This window comes from Ruegeria sp. CF3, from assembly GCF_056537365.1.
In genome coordinates this window covers 54187-76442 of record NZ_JBQFRK010000007.1, presented here as the reverse complement: position 1 = coordinate 76442, position 22256 = coordinate 54187, and the positions used below count along the sequence as shown (strand labels likewise).

The following is a 22256-nucleotide window of genomic DNA, read 5'->3' as shown; positions in this document are numbered from 1 at the left end:
TAACAGGGTCAGAAAATCACATTCAGCATCAACAGTGAGACGATCAAGAAGATGATCGTCATGATCCCGCCCGAACGGACGAAATCGGTCACTTTGTACCCAGCTGGCCCCATGATCAGCGCATTCACCTGATGGGTCGGGATAATGAAACTGTTCGAGGTCGAAATCGCGACGGTTAATGCAAAGACCGCCGGGTTGGCACCCGCCGCAACCGCAATTGAAACCGCAAGGGGCACCAACAGAACCGTTGCGCCGACGTTTGACATGACCAGAGAAAATGCCGTCGCCAGAATGGCGACGCCCGCCTGTAGCGCCCAATTCGGCCATCCATCCAAGATGATCATGATCTGCTGCGCAATCCATGCCGCAGTCCCGGTATTCTGCACCGCCTGACCCAACGGGATCAGACACGCCAGCAGAAAGACCGTGTTCCATCCAACTGCTCGATACGCCTCGTCAACACTGAGCACCCGGGTCAACATCATTCCTGCGGCTCCGGTCAGCAAACAGAGCGACAACCGCACATCCGTGAACAGGATCAGTGACAATGAGATCAAGAAGAACAAGAGCGCCCAGCCTACTTTCTGCGGGCGCAATTCATCCTGCGGGAAGTCCGAGGTGACCACAACAAAATCCGGATCACGCTTTATCCGCATTAGGTTGTCCCAGCGGGTATGAGCAACCAACATGTCGCCAGCCTTGAACTTCTCAAGCCCGATCTGGGTGGATTCATGCGTCTCAGTCTCGACATGACTCAGCGTCTCTTCACCCCGGTGGATGGCGAGCAAAGACATTCCGTAGGTTTTACGGAACAGCAATTCGCGAGGGCATTTGCCGATCAGCTTGCTGTCAGGCGTCACGACCACCTCTGCGACCCCAGCATTCGTGGGTGCGAACTCTTCGACAAACACATCCAGATCAGGCAGCACCGTCAGCCCGTACTTTTCGGCAAACTCTTCGACAACCCAGCGCCGACCCACTATCGCCAATCGACAGGGTGCGGCAATCTCGGCTGTTAACACCTGAACCATCGAGGTCTTGCCACGGTAAAAGGTCGAGATGATATAGAGGTGATTTTCAAAGTTGATGTCGGCCAGAATCTGCCCAACCAGCGGGCTGTCGGCCGGAACCACAACCTCGAACACATCGGCCTTCAGCCCGTAGACCCGCTGAAGATATTCCTGAGTCCCGCGCCCGGTACCCGTACTCTCCGACCCTGAATCGCCCGGCAGCACCCAACGCCCCAGCAGCAGGAAATATGCGATCCCCGTCAAGATCAGCACCGCACCGATGGGGGTAACGGAAAACAATCCAAAGGGTTCCATCTTCTGAGCTTCGGGCAGTCCTTCGTTTGCAGTTTGGATCAGGTCATTCAACAGAATAAGCGGCGAGGACCCGACCATCGTCATTGTCCCCCCCAGAATGGCACAAAACCCCATGGGCATAAGCAAACGTGACAACGGAATACCCGATCGCGATGAGATACGGCTAACCACCGGTAGGAACAACGCCGCCGCCCCGACATTTTGCATGAATGATGAGATAACACCGACTGTGCCCGAAACGATCGGCAGCACTCGGTTTTCAGACTTACCACCATATTTCAAAATGACGGACGCGACCTTGTTCATTAGGCCCGTTTTATCCAAACCCGCCCCTACGATCATGACCGCAATGATCGAAATCACGGCATTGGACGCAAACCCGTCAAACAGATGAGGAACATTTGCCAGATTTTCGAGACCCGGTGCATAACTCAGCAGACCCACAATGACCAACACCAGGATGGCCGAAAGATCGATCCTTACAATCTCGGACACAAACAAGAACACCGTGAAGGCCAAAAGCGCCGAGACCACACCCATTTCGTATGTAAACGCCAATTGCTCCACTGGGATCACCTGGTTCCAAAAGCAAATCTAATAGGCATTTCTAGGCAATCAGCGCGGGCCTGTCATGGACTTTGTCTGTTTGGTCGAAATCCATGATTGCAATAACAACCGGCGACGTAGGGTCAGGCTTCATAACCGTTAGATGACGATAGCCCCGAGAGCGAAGGCTGCGAGACAGGCCCTTGGGCAGCGGTCATTGCCCCTCTCGCTCCAGTACTTTCATCGACTGCATAGCGTCTTGTGTGGGCTATAGGCTGCAGAAGCGTTATGCCAGCGCAAATCATTGCGGTTGATGAAAATCATTCCGCGCGACACACGCCTTTCGTCGACTTGGGGTTTTCCATGCGGCTTCGGAAAGAAGAGTTTCAGACCAGCAATCTGCGTGATGCTCGGTCAGAAAAGACTAACCAGATCAAAACTCTGTTCTCCATGTCGTGAAGTATGCAGTGCGATCAAAAATCGATGCATCATGACACGATAAAACCCACCGAACGTCATTGGAAATTTACCTGAAATCTCATAATGATCGGTGCAAAACAGCCGCCGAGAGTTTCAATGCAGTATCACAACAAGCCCTTTGATCAGCTTCAGATCGGTGACACCGCCGAGCTGACTCGGTTCTGCACAGAGGATGATTTTTATGTCTTCGCATCGAATTCCGGCAACCATAACCCTTTGAACCTGGCCGACGAAGATGGGGACGGTGATAACGTAAACGAGGCGATCGCGCCCGAGATGTTTCTTGGGGCTCTGATCTCGGCCGTTTTGGGGAATATCCTGCCGGGCGCGGGTACGCTGTATAAGTCGCAAAGCTTGGATTTTAGCGCCCGGGCATATGCGGGTGAAGAACTGCTGGCCAGAGTTACGGTTATCGAAAAACGCGATAACCGCGAGGTAGTTCTGAAAACTCAGGTGATGCGCCCTAGTGATGAGGCGCTGATCGTGTCCGGCATCGCGGTCGTGATCGCTCCGGAGAAAGAACTGTCATTCAATGAGATTGAAGTGCCTGGTCTGGTCGTCGAGCGGCACCGGCATTTTGATGCACTGCTCGATCGCTCGCGCCCGCTGCCTCCGATCCCCACGGCAGTTGTCGCCCCAGAAGAGCCCAACTCGCTGGGGGGGGCCTTATTGGCGGCGCGTGAAACCATCATCAAGCCGGTCCTGATAGGTGACCCCGACAAGATTGCTGCAGCAGCGCGTGAGATTGAGTTGCCCTTGGGTGACGTCGAGATCGTTCCTGTTAAGGACCATCTGGACGCCGCCAACAAAGCGGTTGATCTGGTTGTCGAAGGACATGCTGAAGCATTGATGAAGGGGCATCTTCATACGGACGAACTGCTACGGGCGGCGTTGCGGCGGGATCGTGGACTTCGCGCGGGGCGCCGATTTACGCATGTCTTCGTCATGGATATACCCGGCCAGCCGCATCCCTTGCTTGTGACCGATGCGGCCATCAATATCGAGCCGGATCTGGAAACCAAGATCGACATCACGCAGAACGCGATCGATCTGGCAATCTCAATCGGAATTGGCGCTCCGAAAGTGGGTGTTCTGTCGGCGGTCGAGACGGTGAATCCGGCTATCCGGTCGTCGATTGATGCCGCATTGCTGTCGAAGATGGCCGAGCGGGGGCAGATCAGGGGTGGCTTGGTCGATGGGCCGCTTGCCATGGACAACGCGGTCAGCCTGGCCGCGGCGCGCACCAAAGGGATCGTGTCCGAGGTGGCCGGACGGGCAGACATTCTTGTCGTACCCAATCTGGACGCAGGCAACATGCTAGCCAAGCAACTGACGTATATCGCGCACGCCGAGGCTGCCGGGGTGGTGCTGGGCGCGCGCGTACCGATTATCCTGACCAGTCGCGCAGATGGTGAAAAGGCGCGGCTGGTTTCCTGTGCCGTCGCGGCCCTGCATGCGGCGCGGATGTCGGGTAAGATCTGATGGACCATATCATCACACTGAATTCAGGCTCGTCCTCGCTGAAGTTTGGGCTGTTCTCCGCGGGCGAAGCAGATCCGATCCTTGTCTGTTCGGGAGAAGTGGAACGCATCGGCAGCCCTGCGGCGCGCATCAAAGCAGAGACCACGGATGGCCGTGTGCTTGCCGATACCGCTTCTGAAGCGCTGTGCGATCAGGCCAGCGCCTTGGACTATATTCTGGATTTGCTGGAACGGCAGTTCCCGTCGGCGGGCGTGACCGCAGTTGGACACCGCATCGTGCATGGCGGCCCGGATAATGACAGGCCCATTCTGCTGACCCCCGAAAGCTTGCAGATGCTGGAAAAACTCGAGCCTTTTGCGCCCCTGCACCAACCTTACAATCTGCAGGGCGCACGTACTGCGATGGACAGGTTCCCCAATGCCAAGCAGGTTGCCTGTTTCGATACCGCTTTTCACCGCCACCACCCTTGGGTCAATGACACCTTCGCATTGCCGACCGAGTATTACGATATGGGCGTTCGCCGCTATGGCTTCCACGGTCTGAGCTATGATTACATCTCGGACCATCTGGCCAAGACTGCGCCGCTGATACATGGCGGACGGGTGGTTGTGGCGCATCTCGGCAACGGTGCCTCGATGTGCGCTATGATCGGAGGTCGCTCGGTCGGTTCAAGCATGGGGTTCTCGGCCATGGATGGTTTGCCGATGGGAACGCGTTGTGGCCAGCTGGATCCGGGTGTTGTGCTGTATCTGATGGATCAGCAAGGCATGAATGCGGATGAGATTTCGGATCTTCTGTATCGTAAATCCGGGTTGCTTGGCCTTTCCGGAATGACCAATGATATGCGTACGCTTGAGGCGTCGAATACGCCGGGTGCACGCAATGCCATCAACTACTACACGTTCCGGATACGCCGCGAGCTGGGCGCTTTGGCCGCTGTGTTGGGAGGTCTGGACGCCGTCGTGTTTACCGGCGGGATCGGTGAGAACTCGACCTATATCCGTGATCGTATCTGCACTGACATGGGGTGGTTGGGTCTTGAACTGGACCACGATGCAAACGCGGACAATCTGCGCGTCATCTCGACCGACCTGTCACGTGTTAAACTGATGGTCATTCCGACGAACGAGGAACTGGTGATCGCGCGTGCCGCGGCTGAGAAAGCCGCATAAATCCCAGTTTTTAGGCTTCTGCGCGCAAAATAATTTGGAAGATCGGGGAAAAAATCGCAGCACTACGGGAATCCCCCAATTTCGCGATCCGCGCAGGTGCGTTAACTTTTCATTAACTACCGGGCCAGTGCGCCCAATCCACTTTCACTAATTTCCCCCGATGAGGGGCTGGCTTCTTACCCCCTTGGCCGGCCCCTCGACCTTTTTTGGGGTCTATGCCTGCGTCAGGATTTTCCGAACAAGTGCAGGCAGTGCGGTACTGTTATCATAGCTGAGCGTGTGCGGCATGTCCGAAACCGGTGACTTTCGATATCCCTGTTCAAACAGCAAAAACGGGACCTGAGCCCGTTGCGCAGTTTCTGCATCAACCTCACTGTCGCCAACGAAGATCTGTGGGCCTGCGGCTTGAAGGGTCTTGAAACAGGCGTGCAAGTGCTCTGGATCGGGTTTGCGTATATCCAGCGTGTCTCCACCAAATACCGTGTTGAAATAGGGTAGCAGGCCAAGTTCGCCCAGCACATGCCGGGCAGGGGCTTCGGGTTTGTTGGTGCAGACCCCAAGCGCACAGCCCATATCTCGAAGCTCGTCCAGCGCCTGGATCACGCCGGGATAAACTACGGTTTGATCGCAGGCGCCTGCATTGTAGTGCTTCAGAGTAAGCTGTGTTAGGTCCTTGTGAAGCGTTGGCTCCAGCCCGCAATGCGTCATCGCCCGCTCGACCAGCTTGGGTAATCCGTTCCCGACGAATCCCCGGATCGTATCCTGAGGCAATGAGGCCTGCCCCTGATCGTGCAGCATTCGGTTTACCGCAGCAGCAAGGTCGGCAAGGCTGTCTATCAGGGTGCCATCCAGATCAAATACGACAACTGCTGCCATCTGCGAATCCGCCTTTGTTTGTTGATATCCAATGCCTAGGTCGTGCTGTGCGACGGCGCAATAGAGACCCGTGGGAGCGATTGAAAAAACAGCAGCTTGACAAACCTTACTATTTTTATCAGATTAATCACACGAACAGATAGCCAGCCCAAAACAGGGTCAGCCAGATCAAGCGAAACGAAGACAGACAAGGCCAAGTGCCACAGATGCTCTGGAGATGCCCCAATGAACGCGCAAACCCCTACCTCGACCCTTAGCTACGCTGTTTCGATGCTTCCGGCCCACAAGGCGGAAGACCTCACCAATGGCGGCAATCTGGCCCATATCGAGCTGGGCGATCAGCTTTATACGCTGCGTATCACCCGCGCAGGCAAACTGATCCTGACAAAATGAGCGCACCTTCTTCGCGTGGCGGGGCGGCTGTTGGCCGTCTGGCTGACCTGAACCCCATTGAGGCCGGAGCCGTCATGTATCTGCGGCTTTGGGGTGATGGGGTCGAAGGCCGGGCAAATGCCGCAAGCGATTTTGACATCGCGCTGGGTGCAGATCAGGGACGCGCCACGATGCTGACGCTGGACCGGCTGTGTTCACTTTGTGCACATCACGGTCGCCGTCCGCTGGTGCGTCATGGGCTGGGATGTGCATGTCTGGGCGCTGATGAGAATTGTTTTGCCCAGATGATCGGTGCCGCCTCTGAAGGGGCGCGTGAAGATGCAATGATGATGGCCTCGCTGATCGTACGGCCCGATTTCGCCCCGGCACTGGCCTCGTTGTCCGAGGAACTGGGCTTGGCGTTACGCCGGATGACCGTTTCGATCCCTTTGCCGACGACCGGGCACCACCCCCCACATTCAGTGCTCCACTGATCGACGGCGACAATACCCCAGCAATTTCGCTGGGGTTTGTGTTTCTTAGCAGCAGCCGCAGCCCGCATGATGATGATCGTGATCGCACATGGGGGCAGGGCTGTAGTCACCCACTTCGCCAAGAACCTCCCGCAGCGTCCAAAGAATCATGTCGACGTCCTCTGCTTCGATGGTTAGCGGTGGCCGGATTTTCAGGATATTGTCCTTGGGTCCCTCGCTACCGATCAGAATGCGATGATCGCGCATCCGATTCTTGACGTAGCTGCAAATCTCACCGCTTTCCGAGCCATCCGGGTTAATCAGTTCCACACCCAAGAAGAGGCCGATACCGCGCACATCGCCGACACAGCCAAAGTCAGCTTCGATCTGTTTGAGGCCATCCAGCAGGTGAGCCCCCATCACACGGGCGTTCTCTTGCAAGCCTTCATCATCGACGATGTCCAACACCTCTTTCCCGATTCTGCAGGACAGGGTTGAGCCGCCGAAGGTCGAGAAAAACTCGATCCCGTTGTCGAAGCTTTCGGCGATCTCTTTGGTAGTGACCAGCACACCCAGCGGGTGGCCGTTGCCGATGGGCTTCCCCATTACCACGATGTCAGGCAACGCGCCCTGATGTTCAAAGCCGAAGTAATAGTCGCCCAGGCGCCCGAGGCCAGTCTGGACTTCATCGGCAATGCAGACCCCTCCGGCGGCACGGATTTTTTCATATATCGCAGACAGATAGCCTTTTGGTGGAATGATCTGTCCCCCGACTGAGGGGAATGTTTCAGCGATGAACCCGGCTAGGCCTTGCCCTTTTGCCTGCAATGCCGAAATCGCCGGATCAATCAGGTCAGCAAACTTCCGGGCACGCTCGGGGTCATCACGCCGGAACGAACCGCGATAGTCATCCGCGACCTCAACCAGTTCCACCCAATCTGCCTGCCCAATACCGCCAGGTTTGTTGAATTTGTAGGCCGAGATCGCCACCGCAGCGTTTGTGTTGCCGTGATAGCCGTGATCGGGCGTCACGATCCCTTTTGCCCCGGTATGCGCGCGCGCCAGACGCAGAGCCAATTCGTTGGCCTCAGTCCCTGAGTTGACGAAGAAACAGACCTCAAGGTGATCCGGCAGTTTCGACAATACCTTGTCGGCAAAGGCGGTTTGCGCCGGGTGCAGATAGCGCGTGTTCGAATTCATGCGCTTCAGCTGATCCGCTGCAACCGCCTGAATACGCGGATGCGCATGGCCTACATGCGGAACGTTGTTGTAGGCATCCAGATAGGGTCGCCCCCATTCATCGAACAGGTGATGCCTCCAGCCACGCACCAGCATGACCGGGTCGTCGTATGTCAGGCTGAGATTGCCGCCGAAGTGTTCGCGCCTGTCCTGTAGGATCGCCTGCTTGTCGGTTGGTCGATAGAAAACCTTTTCATCAGGCAAGTTCAACAGTGCTGCGGGGTTGGGGCAGACCGCGTGCCAAAGCTCGAGCTCATCAGGATCCGCTACGCCCGGCCAGTCGGCCTGCATACCGTCGGTCGTCAGCGCCAGTTGGAAATGCACATGCGGGGCCCATCCGCCATTCTGACTGGCATCGCCCAGACGGGCAAAAGCTGCACCCTGAGCCACCGGGTCACCTGGTTTCAAACGCTCACTCACCTCAGGGTCCAGATGGCCATAAAGCGTGTAGAATGCATCCCCTTCGGGCGTTTCGTGGTGCAGGATCACAACCCCGCCATAGTCGAGATGCGCGTCCCTGTTTTCAACGGCTTCGACCCGACCGCTGAGAGGTGCATGCAGCACTGTTCCGGCGGGTGCAAACACATCCACGGCCAGATGCACTGTGCGCCGATCCGACGCTTTCCACGGTCCCTTGCGAAACCCCGGCTCAGCATAGATCAGGCGAGGCTCGCTGTAATACCCAAGCCAGGGACCTTCCCCAAACTCCTCACCGACCCGCGCCGCCTCGTCCAGCGGCATGTGGAACGGGTTTTGCGGCCAGGTCGAGTTCTCCACCGACAGTGAGCCCATTGGCGTGTCGCTCAGATCCTGCCCGAACATCTGCGCGAAATGTCCACGATGGTTGGACAGATAGGCATGGATGCGCTCGGCCCCATCCACAACGGGCAAGCCACACGCGGCGCGCAATCGGGCGGGCATGAGTGCGCCATTGATTGCCTCATTTTCAATCAATCGCCACGCCGGGGCCTGGCTGATCGTGACATACGGATCATCCGGGTTCTCAATCGCCATCAGCGTCGAATTCACCACGGACACCGCCAACCGTGCTTGCAACAAAGGCCAGATCAGGTCGATCTCATCCGGGCGTAACCGATTGGCGGCGTGATAACCGCGTACCAGCGCAGCCAATGCGCGCTCGGGTTTAGGGTGCTCCAGAACGACATAGGCCCCGGCAATAGCCAGATCGCAAACGCGCGGCGCCGCGCACATGTCGCCAAGATCGATCAGACCCGAGATGCTGCGTCGTTCGCCCAGATTGCCTTCAACAAGGATATTGTAATCATTGGCATCATTGTGAATCGCCTGTTTTGGCAATGCACCCAGTTGATCAGAGATCGCCTCAAAATCCGCTGTGATTTGTTGAACGCGCGCGCGTCGTGCCGGATCAGAGATGGCCTCTAGTTGGTCGACGATCCAACTCGCCCGCGTCAAATCCCATTTGAAATCGGCGCGATGCAAGCCCTCGTGGGTGAACCCCTCCAGCGCCCGGTCGGTTGCGCCCAGAACACGGCCCAGTTTTAGTATTAGGTCTTCGGTCTTGGGCGCGCTGCTTGCATAGCATGCCCCCGGCAGTCGTTCCTGCAGCCAGACCTGTCGCGGTTGCCCATGCGCGTCGGCAATCTCAGGCAACATCATCCCGTTCAAATCGGGATAAACGGCAGGAAAGGGCAATCCGGGCGCTGCTGCGCTGAGATGTCCCAGCGCCTTGATCTGTAGATCGACCAATGCCGCATCGCACCCCGCGTGCATCACCTTGAGCACATAATCCTGCCCGTTGGTGGCTTCGACCAGAAAGTTGAGGTCGTACTCCCCATCCAGACGCGTCAGACGGGCGTCCAGACCCCAGTGTTCACGCAGGCGACCAGCCCAGAAAGTGTTCAAGTCGCTCATGCGCTATCTCTTGCAACTGCCACGGTGATCCTCTTCATCTGGCCAAAAATATCTTCGGGCGGAGTCGCGCCCTGGCGCGATGGGGCAGACAGCCCCCCCTTTGCTCAGTCCAGTGCTCGCAACCGTTTGAACAACGAGGACGTATCCCACCGGCCCCCGCCAAGTTTCTGCACGTCTTTGTAGAACTGGTCGACCAGCGCCGTCACTGGTAGTGAAGCCCCGGTCTCATTGGCGGTATCTAGACAGATTCCCAGATCCTTGCGCATCCAGTCGACTGCAAAGCCATGCTCAAAATGGTCATCCAGCATGGTCTCATACCGGTTCGCCATCTGCCAGCTGCCTGCCGCGCCTTGGCTAATCACCTCGACCACAGCCCGACCATCCAGCCCAGCCTTTTCGGCAAAATGTAATGCTTCGCTCAGGCCCTGCACCAGCCCTGCAATCGCGATCTGGTTGCACATTTTGGTCATTTGACCCGCGCCGCTGTCCCCAATGCGGCGGCAGATTTTGGAATAGACCTGCATCACTGGCTCAGCAGCACGATAAGCGTCCATGTCACCGCCGCACATGATCGATAGCACACCATTTTCGGCTCCCGCCTGACCGCCCGAGATCGGGGCGTCCACAAAAGCAACCCCCTGTGTCATGCCAGCCTCGTACAACTCACGCGTGACCTTGGCCGAGACGGTGGTGTGATCAACAAATACCGCACCCTTGGCCATTCCGTGAAAGGCGCCATCTTCACCTGTGCAAACCATACGCAGATCGTCGTCATTGCCAACGCAGGCCATCACGAACTCTGCCCCTTCTGCGGCTTGCCGCGGTGTCAGGGCCATCGCGCCGCCATGCTGGGCGACCCAAGCCTCGGCCTTGGATGCGGTGCGGTTGTAGACGGTGACTTCGTGGCCGGCAGCCTGAAGATGCCCGGCCATCGGGTAGCCCATGACGCCTAGGCCAAGGAACGCAACTTTTGCCATGTGATGATCCTCTCTGTTATCCGCTCCTGCCTCGGGCGGACGGCAGGTCGTGATGTTTAGAAAGGACAAAGCAAAGCTTGGGCCAAAGGGCAACCCTGCGTCACAATTTGCTGCCCAGATCCATAGGGATCGCGCGCCATTCGTTTCACATCTGAACTGGCGCGGATTTCAGCTTCGTATATCGCCAGCAGCTTTGAGCTCAGCCAATTCCCGCAGCAAACGCTGGTTTTCTGCTTGCAGAACAGCCAGTTGCTGACCCAGATCATTCAGATGTGGCCGAAGCTCGGCCTCGGTAAAGCGCGACGTGATGTGGCGGGGGCAATTCCAGTCAAACGCTTCAACTTTGATGATCGCGGCCCGTTCTGCCTCGGTCTCGGAGCCTTCGATGTAAAGATCAGTTGCTGCCGCGGCACCTTCCTTGAATGTCATCCGCCCAAGAATCTTGAGACGGCGCTGGTTCGCGTAATCCATCAAGATCAACGCCACATGGTCGTTTCCATCCAGGTTGCCGCGCGAGATATATTGTTTGTTACCAGACAGGTCCGCATAGCCGATGGTGTGCGGGTCCAGCACTTTCAGAAACCCTATCGGCCCACCGCGAAACTGCACATAAGGCCAGCCGGTTTCTGAGACGGTGGCCTGATAGAACCCGTCGCGGGCGCGAATGAACGCCTCTTCGGTCGGTCCGATTTGATGGCCCTGTTTTGGTCCTCGGCTCAGGAATTTCGCGTAGGTCGCGGCGGATCCCATCCGCTCTTGATGGGCGCGAACGGCAGGTGTGAAGGTCAGTTCAGAAAAGGCGCGGGGCATTATGCTGTCTCCTGGGTCGTCCGGGGCGTATGCGCAATATGGTCGATGATGGCCTGCTCTGTCAGGCGTGGGAACACAGATGTGAACGTTTGGCCCCAAATTCGGCAACGGTGCCAAGGACGTTGCGTAGTATCTGTCCTGGACGCCACGTCACATGGATTGGAAGGAATCACACACCCGGCTAGTTTTGGGCAAACACCTGATCTGGAGAGCTATTTGATGTCGCTTTTTACCAGCACCGCCGCCTGGGTTACTGACGAACACCGAATGTTTGCTGAAATGGCGGGCCGGTTCATGGATGATGCCTTGGTACCCAATACCGAGAAATGGGCCGAGAACGGGGCGGTTGATCGTACTTTTTGGTTGCAGGCGGGAGAGACGGGTCTGATGGCCGGTTCGATTGCTGAGGAATATGGTGGCGTCGGCGGCGGGATGGGTTTCGATTCCGTTACTTTGTATGAGCAGACTGCGCGCGGGGACGCAGGATGGGGATATGGCATCCAGTCTATCGTGACCCACTACATCACCGCTTATGGCAGTGAGGATCAGAAACAGAAGTGGCTGCCGAAACTGGCCTCGGGTGAGATGATCGGCGCGCTGGCCATGACCGAGCCGGGCACGGGATCGGATGTGCAAGCGGTGAAGACGACCGCTGAGAAGGATGGCAATTCTTATCGGCTCAACGGGTCCAAGATATTTATCACCAACGGGCAATCGGCTGATCTGGTTATCGTGGCTGCCAAAACTGACAAGTCGTTAGGGGCGAAGGGTGTCTCTCTGATTGCGGTTGAAACCGACGGGGCTGACGGATTCCGGAGGGGGCGGAACCTCAAGAAACTGGGAATGAAGGGCAACGATACGGCTGAGCTGTTCTTCGAAGACGTAAAGGTGCCAATGACCAACCTGCTGGGCCCGGAAGAGGGGCAGGGGTTCTATCAACTGATGAAGCAGTTGCCGTGGGAGCGGCTGACCATCGGGATCATGGCGCTGGGCGCGATCGATTTCGCCATATCGCAGACGGTGGAATACGTGCAGGAGCGCAAGGCGTTCGGACAGCGGGTGATGGATTTCCAGAACACACGTTTCAAGTTGGCCGAGTGTAAAACCAAGGCCGAGGTGCTGCGCAGTTTCGTCAATGACTGCATTGGTAAACTGGAGGCCGGTGAATTGGATGCCGCGACGGCCTCGATGGTGAAATACTGGGGCTCTGAGGTGCAGAACGAAGTGATGCACGAATGCCTGCAACTGTTCGGCGGCTATGGGTTCATGATGGAATACCCGATCGCGCGGCTCTATGCGGATGCGCGGGTCCAGATGATCTATGGCGGGACGAATGAAGTCATGAAAGAACTCATCGCCCGTTCGCTGGACGTCTGAACCAAAACACTCCCGCCCGTCGTTCACATTCCTTACGGAACGTCTCCTCCCGTTGGGCCAGGCAGGCGCGGACGCAGCCCGCGCCTGCCTGGCCCCCTGCCGTCCGCAAGACGCAAGGCCGAAGGCCGCGCAGGGTTTGGCTGTTGCTGGCGTTGATGCCTGACACGTCGCCTGCCATTGTGATCACGGAGTAGTCAGACCTGAAGGGAACCCGGTATGGAGAAGTCCAACAAAGATCGCATATCTGCCCTGCTCAAAAGCATCGAAACGGGCGATCCGGGTCCGGTTTCGGTGGTAAATGAAGCACGATATATCCAGCACAATCCGCAAACCCATGAAGGCAGCGAAGGGCTTGCATCCCTATTCAAACGGCTGTCCCAGACCTCACCGCGCGTGAATATCGTACGCGCCTTTGAAGACGGCGATTTTGTCTTCGCGCATACGGAATATGATTTCTCACGGCGGAATATCGGCTTCGAAGTGTTCCGGTTCGAAGACGGGCAAGCGGTAGAGCATTGGGACAATATCCAGAAACGGATGGGGCCAAACGGCTCGGATCACAGTATGGTGGATGGTCCGACCGAAGTTCGGGATGTCGAGCAAACCGAGGAAAACCGGGCCTTTGTTCGCGCCTTCGTCGAAACCGCGTTGATTGCCGGGAACCTCGACCAGATAGAGGCCTGTATCAACACTTCCGCTTACGTAGAACACAGCCCGCAGTTCTCTGATAATTTGACTGCCTTGAGGACCGCATTGGCCGATAGGAACGCCCTAAACTATCAGCATCTGCATCGGGTATTGGCGGAAGGGGATTTTGTACTGACCGTGTGCGAAGGTGAATATCAGGGCACTCACAGCGCATTTTATGATCTGTACCGCGTTGCAGATGGCAAGATCGTCGAACACTGGGACACGGTTGAGTCCATTGCACCACGCAGCGAATGGAAAAATGACAACGGCAAGTTCTAAGGCCGCGTTAGGCGTGGGCGTCTGCCCCAATCTGTTCACTGATCCAGGCTTGGAAAGACCGTAGAGGCTCGGGCATCGAGCGGTCATTCGGCCAGACCAGATAATAGCTGCCAAGGCTCACGCGCGGCCCGTCCCATGCCTGGACAAGCCGCCCGGTGCGCAAATCATCCTGCACCAGATATGACGGTAACAGAGCCACGCCCAACCCATGAATCGTGGCCTGAATCATGGTCGAAAACTGATCGAACAGCATTCCCCGTAGGCCGGTGACGGGCTGGCCCTGTATCTCAAACCAGCGCTCCCAGGCATCCGGACGCGACTCCAGATGCAGCAGTGGCGCGGCGCGGAGAGCACCCAAGCTATTGAAATTGACAGCGGTAAGGGCAGGGGCGCAGACGGGCAGGACTTCTTCCCGCATGATCGGCAGATACTGAACGCCCGCCCAGTCTTGCTGACCGAAATGGATCGCGGCATCGAATGGTTCAGACATGAAATCAAACGGTTTGAGGCGGGTACCCAGATTGACGGTGACCTCAGGGTGCCGTCGCGCAAAATCCTGAAGGCGGGGTGCCAGCCAATGCATGCCGAACGCGGGAAGGATCGATAGATCAAGTGACCCACCCGCCGGGTTGGCTTTGAGTTTCAGTGCGGCCTGCGCCAGATCCTGAACAGCAGACCTTGCGGTTTGCACATAGTCTTTGGCTGCTGGCGTCAAGTGCAATCGCATCTGGCTGCGCTCAATCAATTGCACGCCCAGCTGATCCTCCATCGTCTTCAATTGCCGGCTGATCGCGCTTTGTGTCAAGGACAGCTCAGCCGCAGCAGCAGATGCGCTGCCCAGCCGATCTACGGCTTCAAGTGCAAGCAAGGACGAGATTGAAGGCAAGAAACGGCGGGGTGCAATCATATGACAAATCCTCATACCTATTGAACGCAATAGCACTGGTTTTTTCCTGCCGCCAGAGCGATGACTGGTGCGCCACATCACTTTTGTGGTCGAGCGGGTGCCGTACCATCCGCGATCTTGAAATTCACGTCGGAGCGCGGGACAAATCAGCAAGCGGGTCGCGCCCGCGCAGAGGTTCCCCAAGGCCGATGACACCAACAAGACAAAAGCGAGAGACATGGACCGCGCAAAGATCGTACATGAGAATTTCCTGACCCGTGTCGCAAATCGTGATTTTCCCGACGGAGCCCCGCCGCGCGTCGGTCTGGGCGATGCTGAAGCCGTTTCGCTTTTCCGGTCGCAAGTTCTCAGTCGCGCGCTGGATCGGACCAGCCGGGCGATGCAGAAGGCGGGGCAGGGGTTCTACACCATCGGCTCATCTGGCCACGAAGGGATGGCCGCCGTCGCGCACGCATTGCGCCCAAGCGATATTGCCTTTCTGCATTACCGGGATGCTGCGTTTCAGATCGCGCGTGCCGAACAGGTGCCCGGTCAGCAGATCGCGTGGGATATGCTGCTCAGCTTTGCGTGCTCGAGTGAGGACCCGACCTCGGGCGGGCGGCACAAGGTGTTGGGATCAAGGGCGCTGATGATCCCGCCGCAGACCTCGACCATCGCCAGCCATTTGCCCAAAGCCGTTGGTGCGGCTTATGCGCTGGGGGCAGCCCGGCGACATGCGCCCGAACATCGCGTGTTGCCGGAAGACGGGATTGCGATGTGTTCATTTGGGGATGCCTCGGCCAATCACTCAACCGCGCAGGGGGCGATCAACACGGCAGGCTGGACCAGTGTGCAATCGACGCCGCTGCCGCTGCTGTTCGTGTGTGAAGACAACGGGATCGGGATTTCGGTCAAAACGCCCAAGGGCTGGATTCAGGCGTCGATGGAGCATCGTCCGGGGATCAAGTATTTTCGGGCCAATGGGTTGGACATTTATGAAACCCATGCGGTCGCGAAAGAGGCTGCAGATTATGTCCGCAAGCGCAGGAAACCGGCCTTCCTGCATCTCAGAACCGTGCGGCTTTATGGCCATGCCGGGGCGGATGTGCCCACGACCTATCTGCCGAAAACTGAGGTTGAGGCGGATGAGGCCAATGATCCGCTTTTGCACACCGTACGACTGCTGGATCAGGCGGGTGCATTGTCGCCGGATCAGTCGTTAAAAATCTACAGCGATACCTGCACCCGAACGGATCGTGTGGCTACAGAGGCTGCCAGCCGTCCCCATCTTGCCAATGCGACCGAAGTGATGGCAAGCCTGATCCCGCCTAAGCGCCCTTGTAAAGCGACCAACGGCCCGAGCGCTGAGGCGCGTGCGAAGACCTTTGGCGCAGATATGCGCGCGATGGATGAGCCGCAGCCGCTCAGCCGCCTGATCAACTGGGCGCTGACCGATCTGATGTTGGAACGTGCCGAGATCGTTTGCATGGGCGAAGATGTGGGCCGCAAAGGTGGCGTCTATGGCGTCACACAAAAGCTGCAGCAACGCTTTGGTCCGGACCGCGTGATTGATACCCTGCTGGATGAACAATCCATTCTGGGTCTCGCGATCGGTATGGGCCATAACGGTTTCATCCCGATCCCCGAGATCCAGTTTCTGGCCTATCTGCACAATGCCGAGGATCAGATCAGGGGGGAGGCGGCAACCCTGCCGTTCTTCTCGAACGGGCAGTTCACCAACCCGATGGTGCTGAGGATTGCGGGGCTCGGGTATCAGAAGGGCTTTGGCGGACATTTCCATAACGACAACTCTCTGGCCGTCTTGCGGGATATCCCTGGTGTCATCATCGCCTGCCCGTCGACCGGGGCCGATGCAGCACTGATGCTGCGCGAATGCGTGCGGTTGGCGCGCGAAGAGCAGCGGGTCGTGGTGTTTCTTGAACCGATCGCACTCTACCCGATGCGCGATCTGCATGCGGCGCAGGATGGCGGGTGGATGACCATCTATCCTGCGCGGGATCAGAAAATTGCGCTGGGCGAGGTGGGAGTACACGGGAACGGTACCGATCTCGCCATCGTGACCTATGGCAACGGGCATTACCTGTCGCAACAGGCCCTGCCAGAAATTGAGGCGGCGGGTCTGAAAACCCGGATTATCGATATGCGTTGGCTAGCTCCTCTGCCAGAAGAGGCTTTGCGCGAAGCCACCAAAACATGCGCGCATGTTTTGATCGTCGACGAATGCCGCAAGACCGGCAGCCAGTCCGAGGCGCTGATGACTTTCTTCGCCGAACAAAGTTCTTCTACTCGAACTGCCCGCGTTGTGGCCGAGGATTGCTTTATTGCAACTGGCCCCGCCTATGCCGCACCTCTTCCTTCGAAAGACGATATCGTTGCCGCAGCGCTGGCTTTGACAGGAGCAGCCTCATGACCCGCACCGCCGTTGTGATCTGCCCGGGCCGGGGCACTTATAACAAGCCTGAGCTGGGCTATCTGCACCAACATCATTCGGATCGTATGGACTTGTTCCGCAGCTTCGACGCCATTCGCGCCGGAACCGGACAGGATGCGATTACTGCCTTGGATGGGGCTGATCGCTTTAGCGTCGGGAAGTACTCGCGCGGCGATGTGGCCTCACCCCTGATCTATGCTGCCGCGTTGGCCGATGCGCAGGCATTGGCCAACGATATTGAAGTCGTCGCCGTCACTGGTAACTCGATGGGCTGGTATATTGCGCTAGCCACCGCAGGGGCATTGACCCCTGGGAACGGGTTTCGCGTGGTCAATACGATGGGCACGCTGATGCAGAAGCACCTGATCGGCGGTCAACTGGTTTACCCATTCGTCGATGAGACATGGGCGAATGATCCTGCCCGCAAAGCCGCATTGCTGGATGAGGTGGCGAGGATCGATGCGTCGCGCGATCATTCTCTGGCGCTTTCGATCGATCTGGGCGGGATGCTGGTATTGGCAGGCAATGAGGCGGGTCTCACGGCGTTTGGGGCGGCACACCCCACCGTGCAGGATCGGTTCCCATTGCGGCTGGCCAATCACGCCGCCTTTCATACGGCGCTGCAGGCCCCGGTGGCGGCGGAAGGTCGGGCGCAATTGAGTTCTGATCTTTTTGCTCAGCCCAAGTTCCCGATGATTGACGGGCGTGGCAAAATCTGGTGGCCCGGCGCAACTGACACGAGTGAGTTGTGGGACTACACGCTGGGCCATCAGGTGACCGAGACCTATGACTTCACCCATGCGATCCAGACGGCCGCACGCGAGTTCGCGCCCGATCTGTTCATCGTCACCGGCCCCGGTGCAACGCTGAGCGGCGCGGTGGCGCAGTCACTGACACTGGGGCGCTGGCGGGGCATGACCGACAAGGCGTCATTCCAGTCGCATCAGGAGGCGGATCCATTCCTCATCGCCATGGGGCGGGCTGACCAGCGCGCCCTTGCAACCAACTGAGACCAGCCTGATGATCGGCGAAACTTTGGCGAGGCCCGGGCATGCGCGACTATGATCAATCGTTATGGCGGCAGACCTGTCGCGAGCGTATCGACACGCAAAAGCTGTCTGATGACGTAAGCGTTGATCTTGCCGTGATCGGCGGTGGTTACACCGGGTGTTCTGCGGCCTTGACCGCAGCAAAAGCGGGGGCTTCGGTGTGCCTGCTCGAAGCGCATCAGATCGGCCATGGTGGATCGGGGCGGAATGTCGGTCTCGTCAACGCAGGGCTTTGGCTGCCACCCGATCAAATTCGGTCACATCTGGGGCAAATGGCGGGGGATCGGTTGATCGATCTGCTGGCTAACGCGCCGTCAGACGTGTTCGAGTTGATTGAAGCGCACGGGATTGACTGCGAGCCTGAGCGGCAAGGCACGTTGCACTGTGCTCATTCGGCCTCGGGCTTTGGTGATCTACGTACACGCCACGCACAGCTGAGCGCTTCTGGTGCGCTGGTCGAATTGCTCGATCCTGACGCGTCGCGCCAGCGGACGGGCAGTCCGGCAGTCCACGGCGCATTGTTTGACCCCCGCGCGGGTACAATTCAGCCGCTGGGCTATGCGGTGGGACTGGCCCGCGCCGCACAGAATGCGGGGGCGCAGATGTATACGCAAAGCCCGGTTCGATCTTTGCGGCAGGAAGCCGGGGCTTGGGTGCTGCAGGGGGATGGTGGAACCGTACGCGCAAGATCGGTTATTCAGGCGACCAACGCTTATCATCAGGGCATCGCCGATATGGCGCCCGACTATGTGCCGGTCTATTACTTCCAATACGCCACCGCGCCGCTGTCTCATAACCTGCGGGCCAGCATATTGCCCAAAGCAGAGGGATGCTGGGATACGGGCCTGATCATGACATCCTTCCGATTGGACCATGCAGGACGGTTCATCATTGGCGGCATGGGCGATCTGAGCAGCGCCGGAGGATTTGCACACAAATCCTGGATCAAGCGCAAACTGGCTGCACTTTATCCGCAATTGGCGGATCAGCCGTTGATTGAGGGCTGGCATGGGCGGATTGCCATGACTTCGGATCATATTCCCAAAATCACTCAGATCGGGCCAAATGCGTTAGCAGCGCATGGGTTTTCTGGTCGCGGGATCGGGCCGGGCACCGTGTTCGGGCGCTTGATGGCAGAGAGCCTGCTGAAGGACGATCCGTCTTTGCTGCCGGTTCCGTCAGTGGCTGAGTATAGCGAAAACTGGACTGGCCTGCGCCGCGCCTTCTTCGAAACCGGCGCGGCGCTGACGCATTTTGTTAAGGCGCGGTTCTGAATTCAGACAGACCGGGTGATGCCGCCATCGACGCGGATGTTCTGCCCGGTTATGTAGCCTCCGCCTTCGGAGGCGAGCATAGCCACGACCGAGGCGATCTCATCATAGCTGCGCCCGTAGCGACCCATCGGGATACGTGCGCGGAACTCTTCCTTTTCCGGAAGGCTGTCGATGAAGCCCGGCAGGACGTTGTTCATGCGGATGTTGTTGGCGGCGTATTTGTCCGAGAACAGCTTGGTGAAGGCCGCCAACCCGGCGCGGAATACGCCCGAGGTTGGAAAAACCGGGTCCGGTTCAAACGCAGCAAAGGTTGAGATGTTGATAATCGATCCACCGCCCTGCGCTTGCATGATAGGGGTCACCAACCGCGTAGGTCTTACGGCATTCATGAAATAGACATCCATGCCGGTGTGCCAGTCCTCATCGGTCAGCTCAAGCACCGCTGCGCGGGGTCCGTGCCCGGCTGAGTTCACCAGTACATCGATCCGCCCCCAATGGGACATTGCTGCATCAACCAGTTCTTGCAGGTCATCATTTGACTGGTTCGAGCCGGTGATGCCCACACCACCCAATTCATGTGCCAGCGCCTCGCCCTTGCCCGACGAGGACAGGATGCCGATTTTGAAGCCATCAGCCGCCAGTCTGCGCGCGGAATCCGCGCCCATGCCGCTGCCGCCTGCGGTGATCAAAGCTACTTTTTCCATCTTCACGCTCCTTTGCGATGTTTGGTATAAAGATGGCTGGCAGCGTTCACTTTGACCAATCAGTTCTATTGCGCATAGGCTGTAGAAAATCTACAGTCTAGTTATGCCCGCTCTTCCACCTCTCAATGCGATGCGCGCCTTTGAGGCCTCGGCACGCCACTTGAACTTTCGCTTGGCTGCGGAAGAAATCGGCGTAACCCAAGGGGCCGTTGCGCAGCAGGTGCGGGGGTTGGAGGCGCGGCTGGGCACTGCACTCTTTGAACGACTACCACGTGGGTTGCGCTTGACCGAAGCGGGGCGTCGGTTCCACGCGCCGCTGCGTCGGGCGTTTCGGCTGATTGAAGAGGCTGTCGATGAGCTGGCTGATCAGCGGCAGATCACGATCTCGGTCACGCCCAGCTTTGCCTCAAAATGGCTGGTGCCGCGTCTGAATGATTTTGTGACCCGCCATCCCGATATCTCGGTGCAGGTTGACGCGCGCGAGCGGTTGGCGGATTTCCAGTCTGATGGAATCGATATTGCAGTACGCCAGAGCCGTTCACCGGTTGCTCGAGATCTGCAAGCAACACCTTTGTTCTCGACCGAATTCGTTGTCGTGGGCAGTCCGGACCTCGCATCGCAAATTTCAGGTCCAGACGACCTGATGCAACACGTTTTGCTCAGCGATTCCCATGGGCTGTGGCCGTTGTTTCTTGAACGCGCCGGGGTCGAGGGGAAGCCGCGGATGATGAGTTTCAGCCAGACAAGTCTGGCGATAGACGCCGCTGTCTCGGGGCAAGGCTTTGCGCTGGCCAATGCGCCACTTGTGTCTGCGGAACTGGCTTCGGGTCGGTTGGTGCAGCCGCTCTCTGAGGTGCTGGTTGACGATTTGAGCTTTTTCATCGTCACCCCGCAGAAACCGCGCCAACCGGAGCTGGTGAAACAGATGCGCGACTGGTTGCTATCTCAGGTCTGAAGCGAGGCCGCAATCGCGTCGATCCGGTCGCGTAACCAACGATGTGCCGGGTCGTTGGCCGAGCGTTGGTGCCAGACCATATAGATTGACACTGCTTCGCATTTGAACGGCAGTGGCGCACTGTCCAGCGTGGCAAGCGGCCCGCATTTCATCAACTCCGTATCGGTCGAGATCAGGTCGCTGCCTTTCACGAATGGCGGGATCGCGTTGAAATGCGGCAGGGTTACGACGGGCGGTCTGATCTGGCTCTGATCCACGCCGCGCATCACGGCGCGGGCATTGCGGCCGTCTGCAAAGCGCACCTCGACATGGTCGCTGTTGCAATAGGATTGCCAATCCTCAGGCGGATCACGGTGAGCGGCATCATAGAATACCAACAACGGGCTGGTGATCAGCCGCTTCTGAAAGATATCCGGCCCGTCCGGTGGCAGCGGGGTGAGCATCAATTGACACCGGTCGCTGCGCAGCAAGTCCGGGTCGGGAACACCCGACGGGATGAACTCCAGCCGCAACCTGACGCCTTCGGCGCGTGTCGCCCGCAGAAGTTCGGGAAAGATCAACTCGCGCGGCATGTCGTTGGTGGCGATCTGAATGTCCATCTGTTCGGACAGCGGATCAAACGGGCGACCTTCGGTCAGGGCGCGCATGTTGTCCAGCACCTGTTGCACCGGCTCTTTCAACGACAAAGCGCGTTCGGTCGGGGTCAGCCCCTGACCGGATCGGACAAATAGTGGATCGCCCAGCACTTGCCGCAACTTGCCCAGCGTATGGCTGATGGCCGATTGCGTCACCCCTAACCGGTCGGCAGCTTTCGACACCGAGCTTTCTTCGAGTATCGTCAGGAACACCCGTAGGACCTTGCCGTCCAGATCTGTGAAATCAATTCTGCTCATATCATTTATGATTATTCATGAATGGATTTGGTGTCCATGCCGGGGTAGGGGA

Annotated in this window: 18 protein-coding genes; 10 read left to right on the top strand and 8 right to left on the bottom strand. The window is 57.9% G+C overall.

Going from position 1 to position 22256, the window contains the following annotated elements; all coding sequences use genetic code 11:
- Positions 1-8 precede the first annotated feature (8 nt).
- Positions 9-1865 (bottom strand): SLC13 family permease, encoded by a 1857-nt coding sequence (locus ACR0KC_RS19310; protein ID WP_170398548.1) that lies wholly within the window; start codon positions 1863-1865, stop codon positions 9-11.
- A 582-nt stretch (positions 1866-2447) separates the two neighbouring features.
- Here ACR0KC_RS19310 and ACR0KC_RS19305 point away from each other — a divergent pair.
- Together ACR0KC_RS19305 and ACR0KC_RS19300 are read left to right on the top strand one after the other, a co-directional pair.
- Entirely contained in the window at positions 2448-3833 is a 1386-nt protein-coding gene (locus ACR0KC_RS19305) for a bifunctional enoyl-CoA hydratase/phosphate acetyltransferase (protein WP_170802521.1), read from the top strand.
- The gene (locus ACR0KC_RS19300) at positions 3833-5005 is read left to right on the top strand and encodes an acetate/propionate family kinase (protein ID WP_480707427.1); all 1173 of its coding nucleotides are present in this window, start codon (positions 3833-3835) and stop codon (positions 5003-5005) included. The genes ACR0KC_RS19305 and ACR0KC_RS19300 overlap by 1 nt, the downstream gene beginning before the upstream one ends.
- A gap of 213 nt (positions 5006-5218) precedes the next feature.
- Here the strand turns inward: ACR0KC_RS19300 and gph are convergent, their stop codons facing one another.
- Positions 5219-5881: a phosphoglycolate phosphatase gene (gph, locus tag ACR0KC_RS19295; RefSeq protein WP_170514506.1), complete on the bottom strand. Its 663-nt coding sequence runs from the start codon at positions 5879-5881 to the stop codon at positions 5219-5221.
- Between the two features lie 225 nt (positions 5882-6106).
- Between gph and hemP the strand changes: the two genes are divergently transcribed.
- Both hemP and ACR0KC_RS19285 read left to right on the top strand, forming a co-directional pair.
- On the top strand, positions 6107-6274 hold the full coding sequence (hemP, locus tag ACR0KC_RS19290; RefSeq protein WP_170398358.1) for a hemin uptake protein HemP: 168 nt from the start codon (positions 6107-6109) through the stop codon (positions 6272-6274).
- Positions 6271-6747, top strand: coding sequence for a hypothetical protein (locus ACR0KC_RS19285; RefSeq protein WP_170408198.1), 477 nt, complete (start codon positions 6271-6273; stop codon positions 6745-6747). The genes hemP and ACR0KC_RS19285 overlap by 4 nt, the downstream gene beginning before the upstream one ends.
- A gap of 45 nt (positions 6748-6792) precedes the next feature.
- On the opposite strand, the gene ACR0KC_RS19280 is transcribed toward ACR0KC_RS19285, so the two are convergent.
- The 3 genes from ACR0KC_RS19280 to ACR0KC_RS19270 all read right to left on the bottom strand — a co-directional run bounded on the left by ACR0KC_RS19280 (position 6793) and on the right by ACR0KC_RS19270 (position 11645).
- Entirely contained in the window at positions 6793-9858 is a 3066-nt protein-coding gene (locus ACR0KC_RS19280; protein ID WP_480772149.1) for an aminotransferase class III-fold pyridoxal phosphate-dependent enzyme, read from the bottom strand.
- Between the two features lie 104 nt (positions 9859-9962).
- The gene (locus tag ACR0KC_RS19275; RefSeq protein WP_480772186.1) at positions 9963-10889 is read right to left on the bottom strand and encodes an NAD(P)-dependent oxidoreductase; all 927 of its coding nucleotides are present in this window, start codon (positions 10887-10889) and stop codon (positions 9963-9965) included.
- Positions 10890-11003: 114 nt separating this feature from the next.
- Positions 11004-11645 carry a pyridoxamine 5'-phosphate oxidase family protein gene (locus tag ACR0KC_RS19270; protein ID WP_480772148.1) on the bottom strand — a complete coding sequence of 214 codons (642 nt, stop codon included), beginning with the start codon at positions 11643-11645 and terminating at the stop codon, positions 11004-11006.
- A gap of 219 nt (positions 11646-11864) precedes the next feature.
- Here ACR0KC_RS19270 and ACR0KC_RS19265 point away from each other — a divergent pair, with 219 nt between their 5' ends.
- Positions 11865-13022, top strand: coding sequence for an acyl-CoA dehydrogenase family protein (locus ACR0KC_RS19265; protein ID WP_480772147.1), 1158 nt, complete (start codon positions 11865-11867; stop codon positions 13020-13022).
- 216 nt (positions 13023-13238) lie between these two features.
- Complete coding sequence (locus ACR0KC_RS19260) at positions 13239-13991, top strand: nuclear transport factor 2 family protein (protein WP_170625426.1); 753 nt, start codon at positions 13239-13241, stop codon at positions 13989-13991.
- A gap of 7 nt (positions 13992-13998) precedes the next feature.
- Here the strand turns inward: ACR0KC_RS19260 and ACR0KC_RS19255 are convergent, their stop codons facing one another.
- Positions 13999-14898 carry a LysR substrate-binding domain-containing protein gene (locus ACR0KC_RS19255; RefSeq protein ID WP_223117389.1) on the bottom strand — a complete coding sequence of 300 codons (900 nt, stop codon included), beginning with the start codon at positions 14896-14898 and terminating at the stop codon, positions 13999-14001.
- Between the two features lie 217 nt (positions 14899-15115).
- Between ACR0KC_RS19255 and ACR0KC_RS19250 the strand changes: the two genes are divergently transcribed.
- Genes ACR0KC_RS19250 through ACR0KC_RS19240 form a run of 3 tightly spaced genes read left to right on the top strand, consistent with a single transcriptional unit; the run spans position 15116 to position 19652 of the window.
- Entirely contained in the window at positions 15116-17308 is a 2193-nt protein-coding gene (locus tag ACR0KC_RS19250; protein ID WP_480772146.1) for a dehydrogenase E1 component subunit alpha/beta, read from the top strand.
- On the top strand, positions 17305-18339 hold the full coding sequence (locus tag ACR0KC_RS19245; RefSeq protein ID WP_480772145.1) for an ACP S-malonyltransferase: 1035 nt from the start codon (positions 17305-17307) through the stop codon (positions 18337-18339). The genes ACR0KC_RS19250 and ACR0KC_RS19245 overlap by 4 nt, the downstream gene beginning before the upstream one ends.
- A 41-nt stretch (positions 18340-18380) precedes the next feature.
- Complete coding sequence (locus ACR0KC_RS19240; protein WP_480772144.1) at positions 18381-19652, top strand: NAD(P)/FAD-dependent oxidoreductase; 1272 nt, start codon at positions 18381-18383, stop codon at positions 19650-19652.
- A gap of 2 nt (positions 19653-19654) precedes the next feature.
- Here ACR0KC_RS19240 and ACR0KC_RS19235 read toward each other — a convergent pair whose 3' ends face one another.
- Positions 19655-20356, bottom strand: coding sequence for an SDR family oxidoreductase (locus ACR0KC_RS19235; RefSeq protein WP_480772143.1), 702 nt, complete (start codon positions 20354-20356; stop codon positions 19655-19657).
- A gap of 103 nt (positions 20357-20459) precedes the next feature.
- Here ACR0KC_RS19235 and ACR0KC_RS19230 point away from each other — a divergent pair, with 103 nt between their 5' ends.
- Positions 20460-21311, top strand: coding sequence for a LysR substrate-binding domain-containing protein (locus ACR0KC_RS19230; RefSeq protein ID WP_170398394.1), 852 nt, complete (start codon positions 20460-20462; stop codon positions 21309-21311).
- Here the strand turns inward: ACR0KC_RS19230 and ACR0KC_RS19225 are convergent.
- The gene (locus ACR0KC_RS19225) at positions 21302-22204 is read right to left on the bottom strand and encodes a LysR family transcriptional regulator (RefSeq protein WP_170398397.1); all 903 of its coding nucleotides are present in this window, start codon (positions 22202-22204) and stop codon (positions 21302-21304) included. The genes ACR0KC_RS19230 and ACR0KC_RS19225 overlap by 10 nt on opposite strands.
- Positions 22205-22256: the final 52 nt, after the last annotated feature.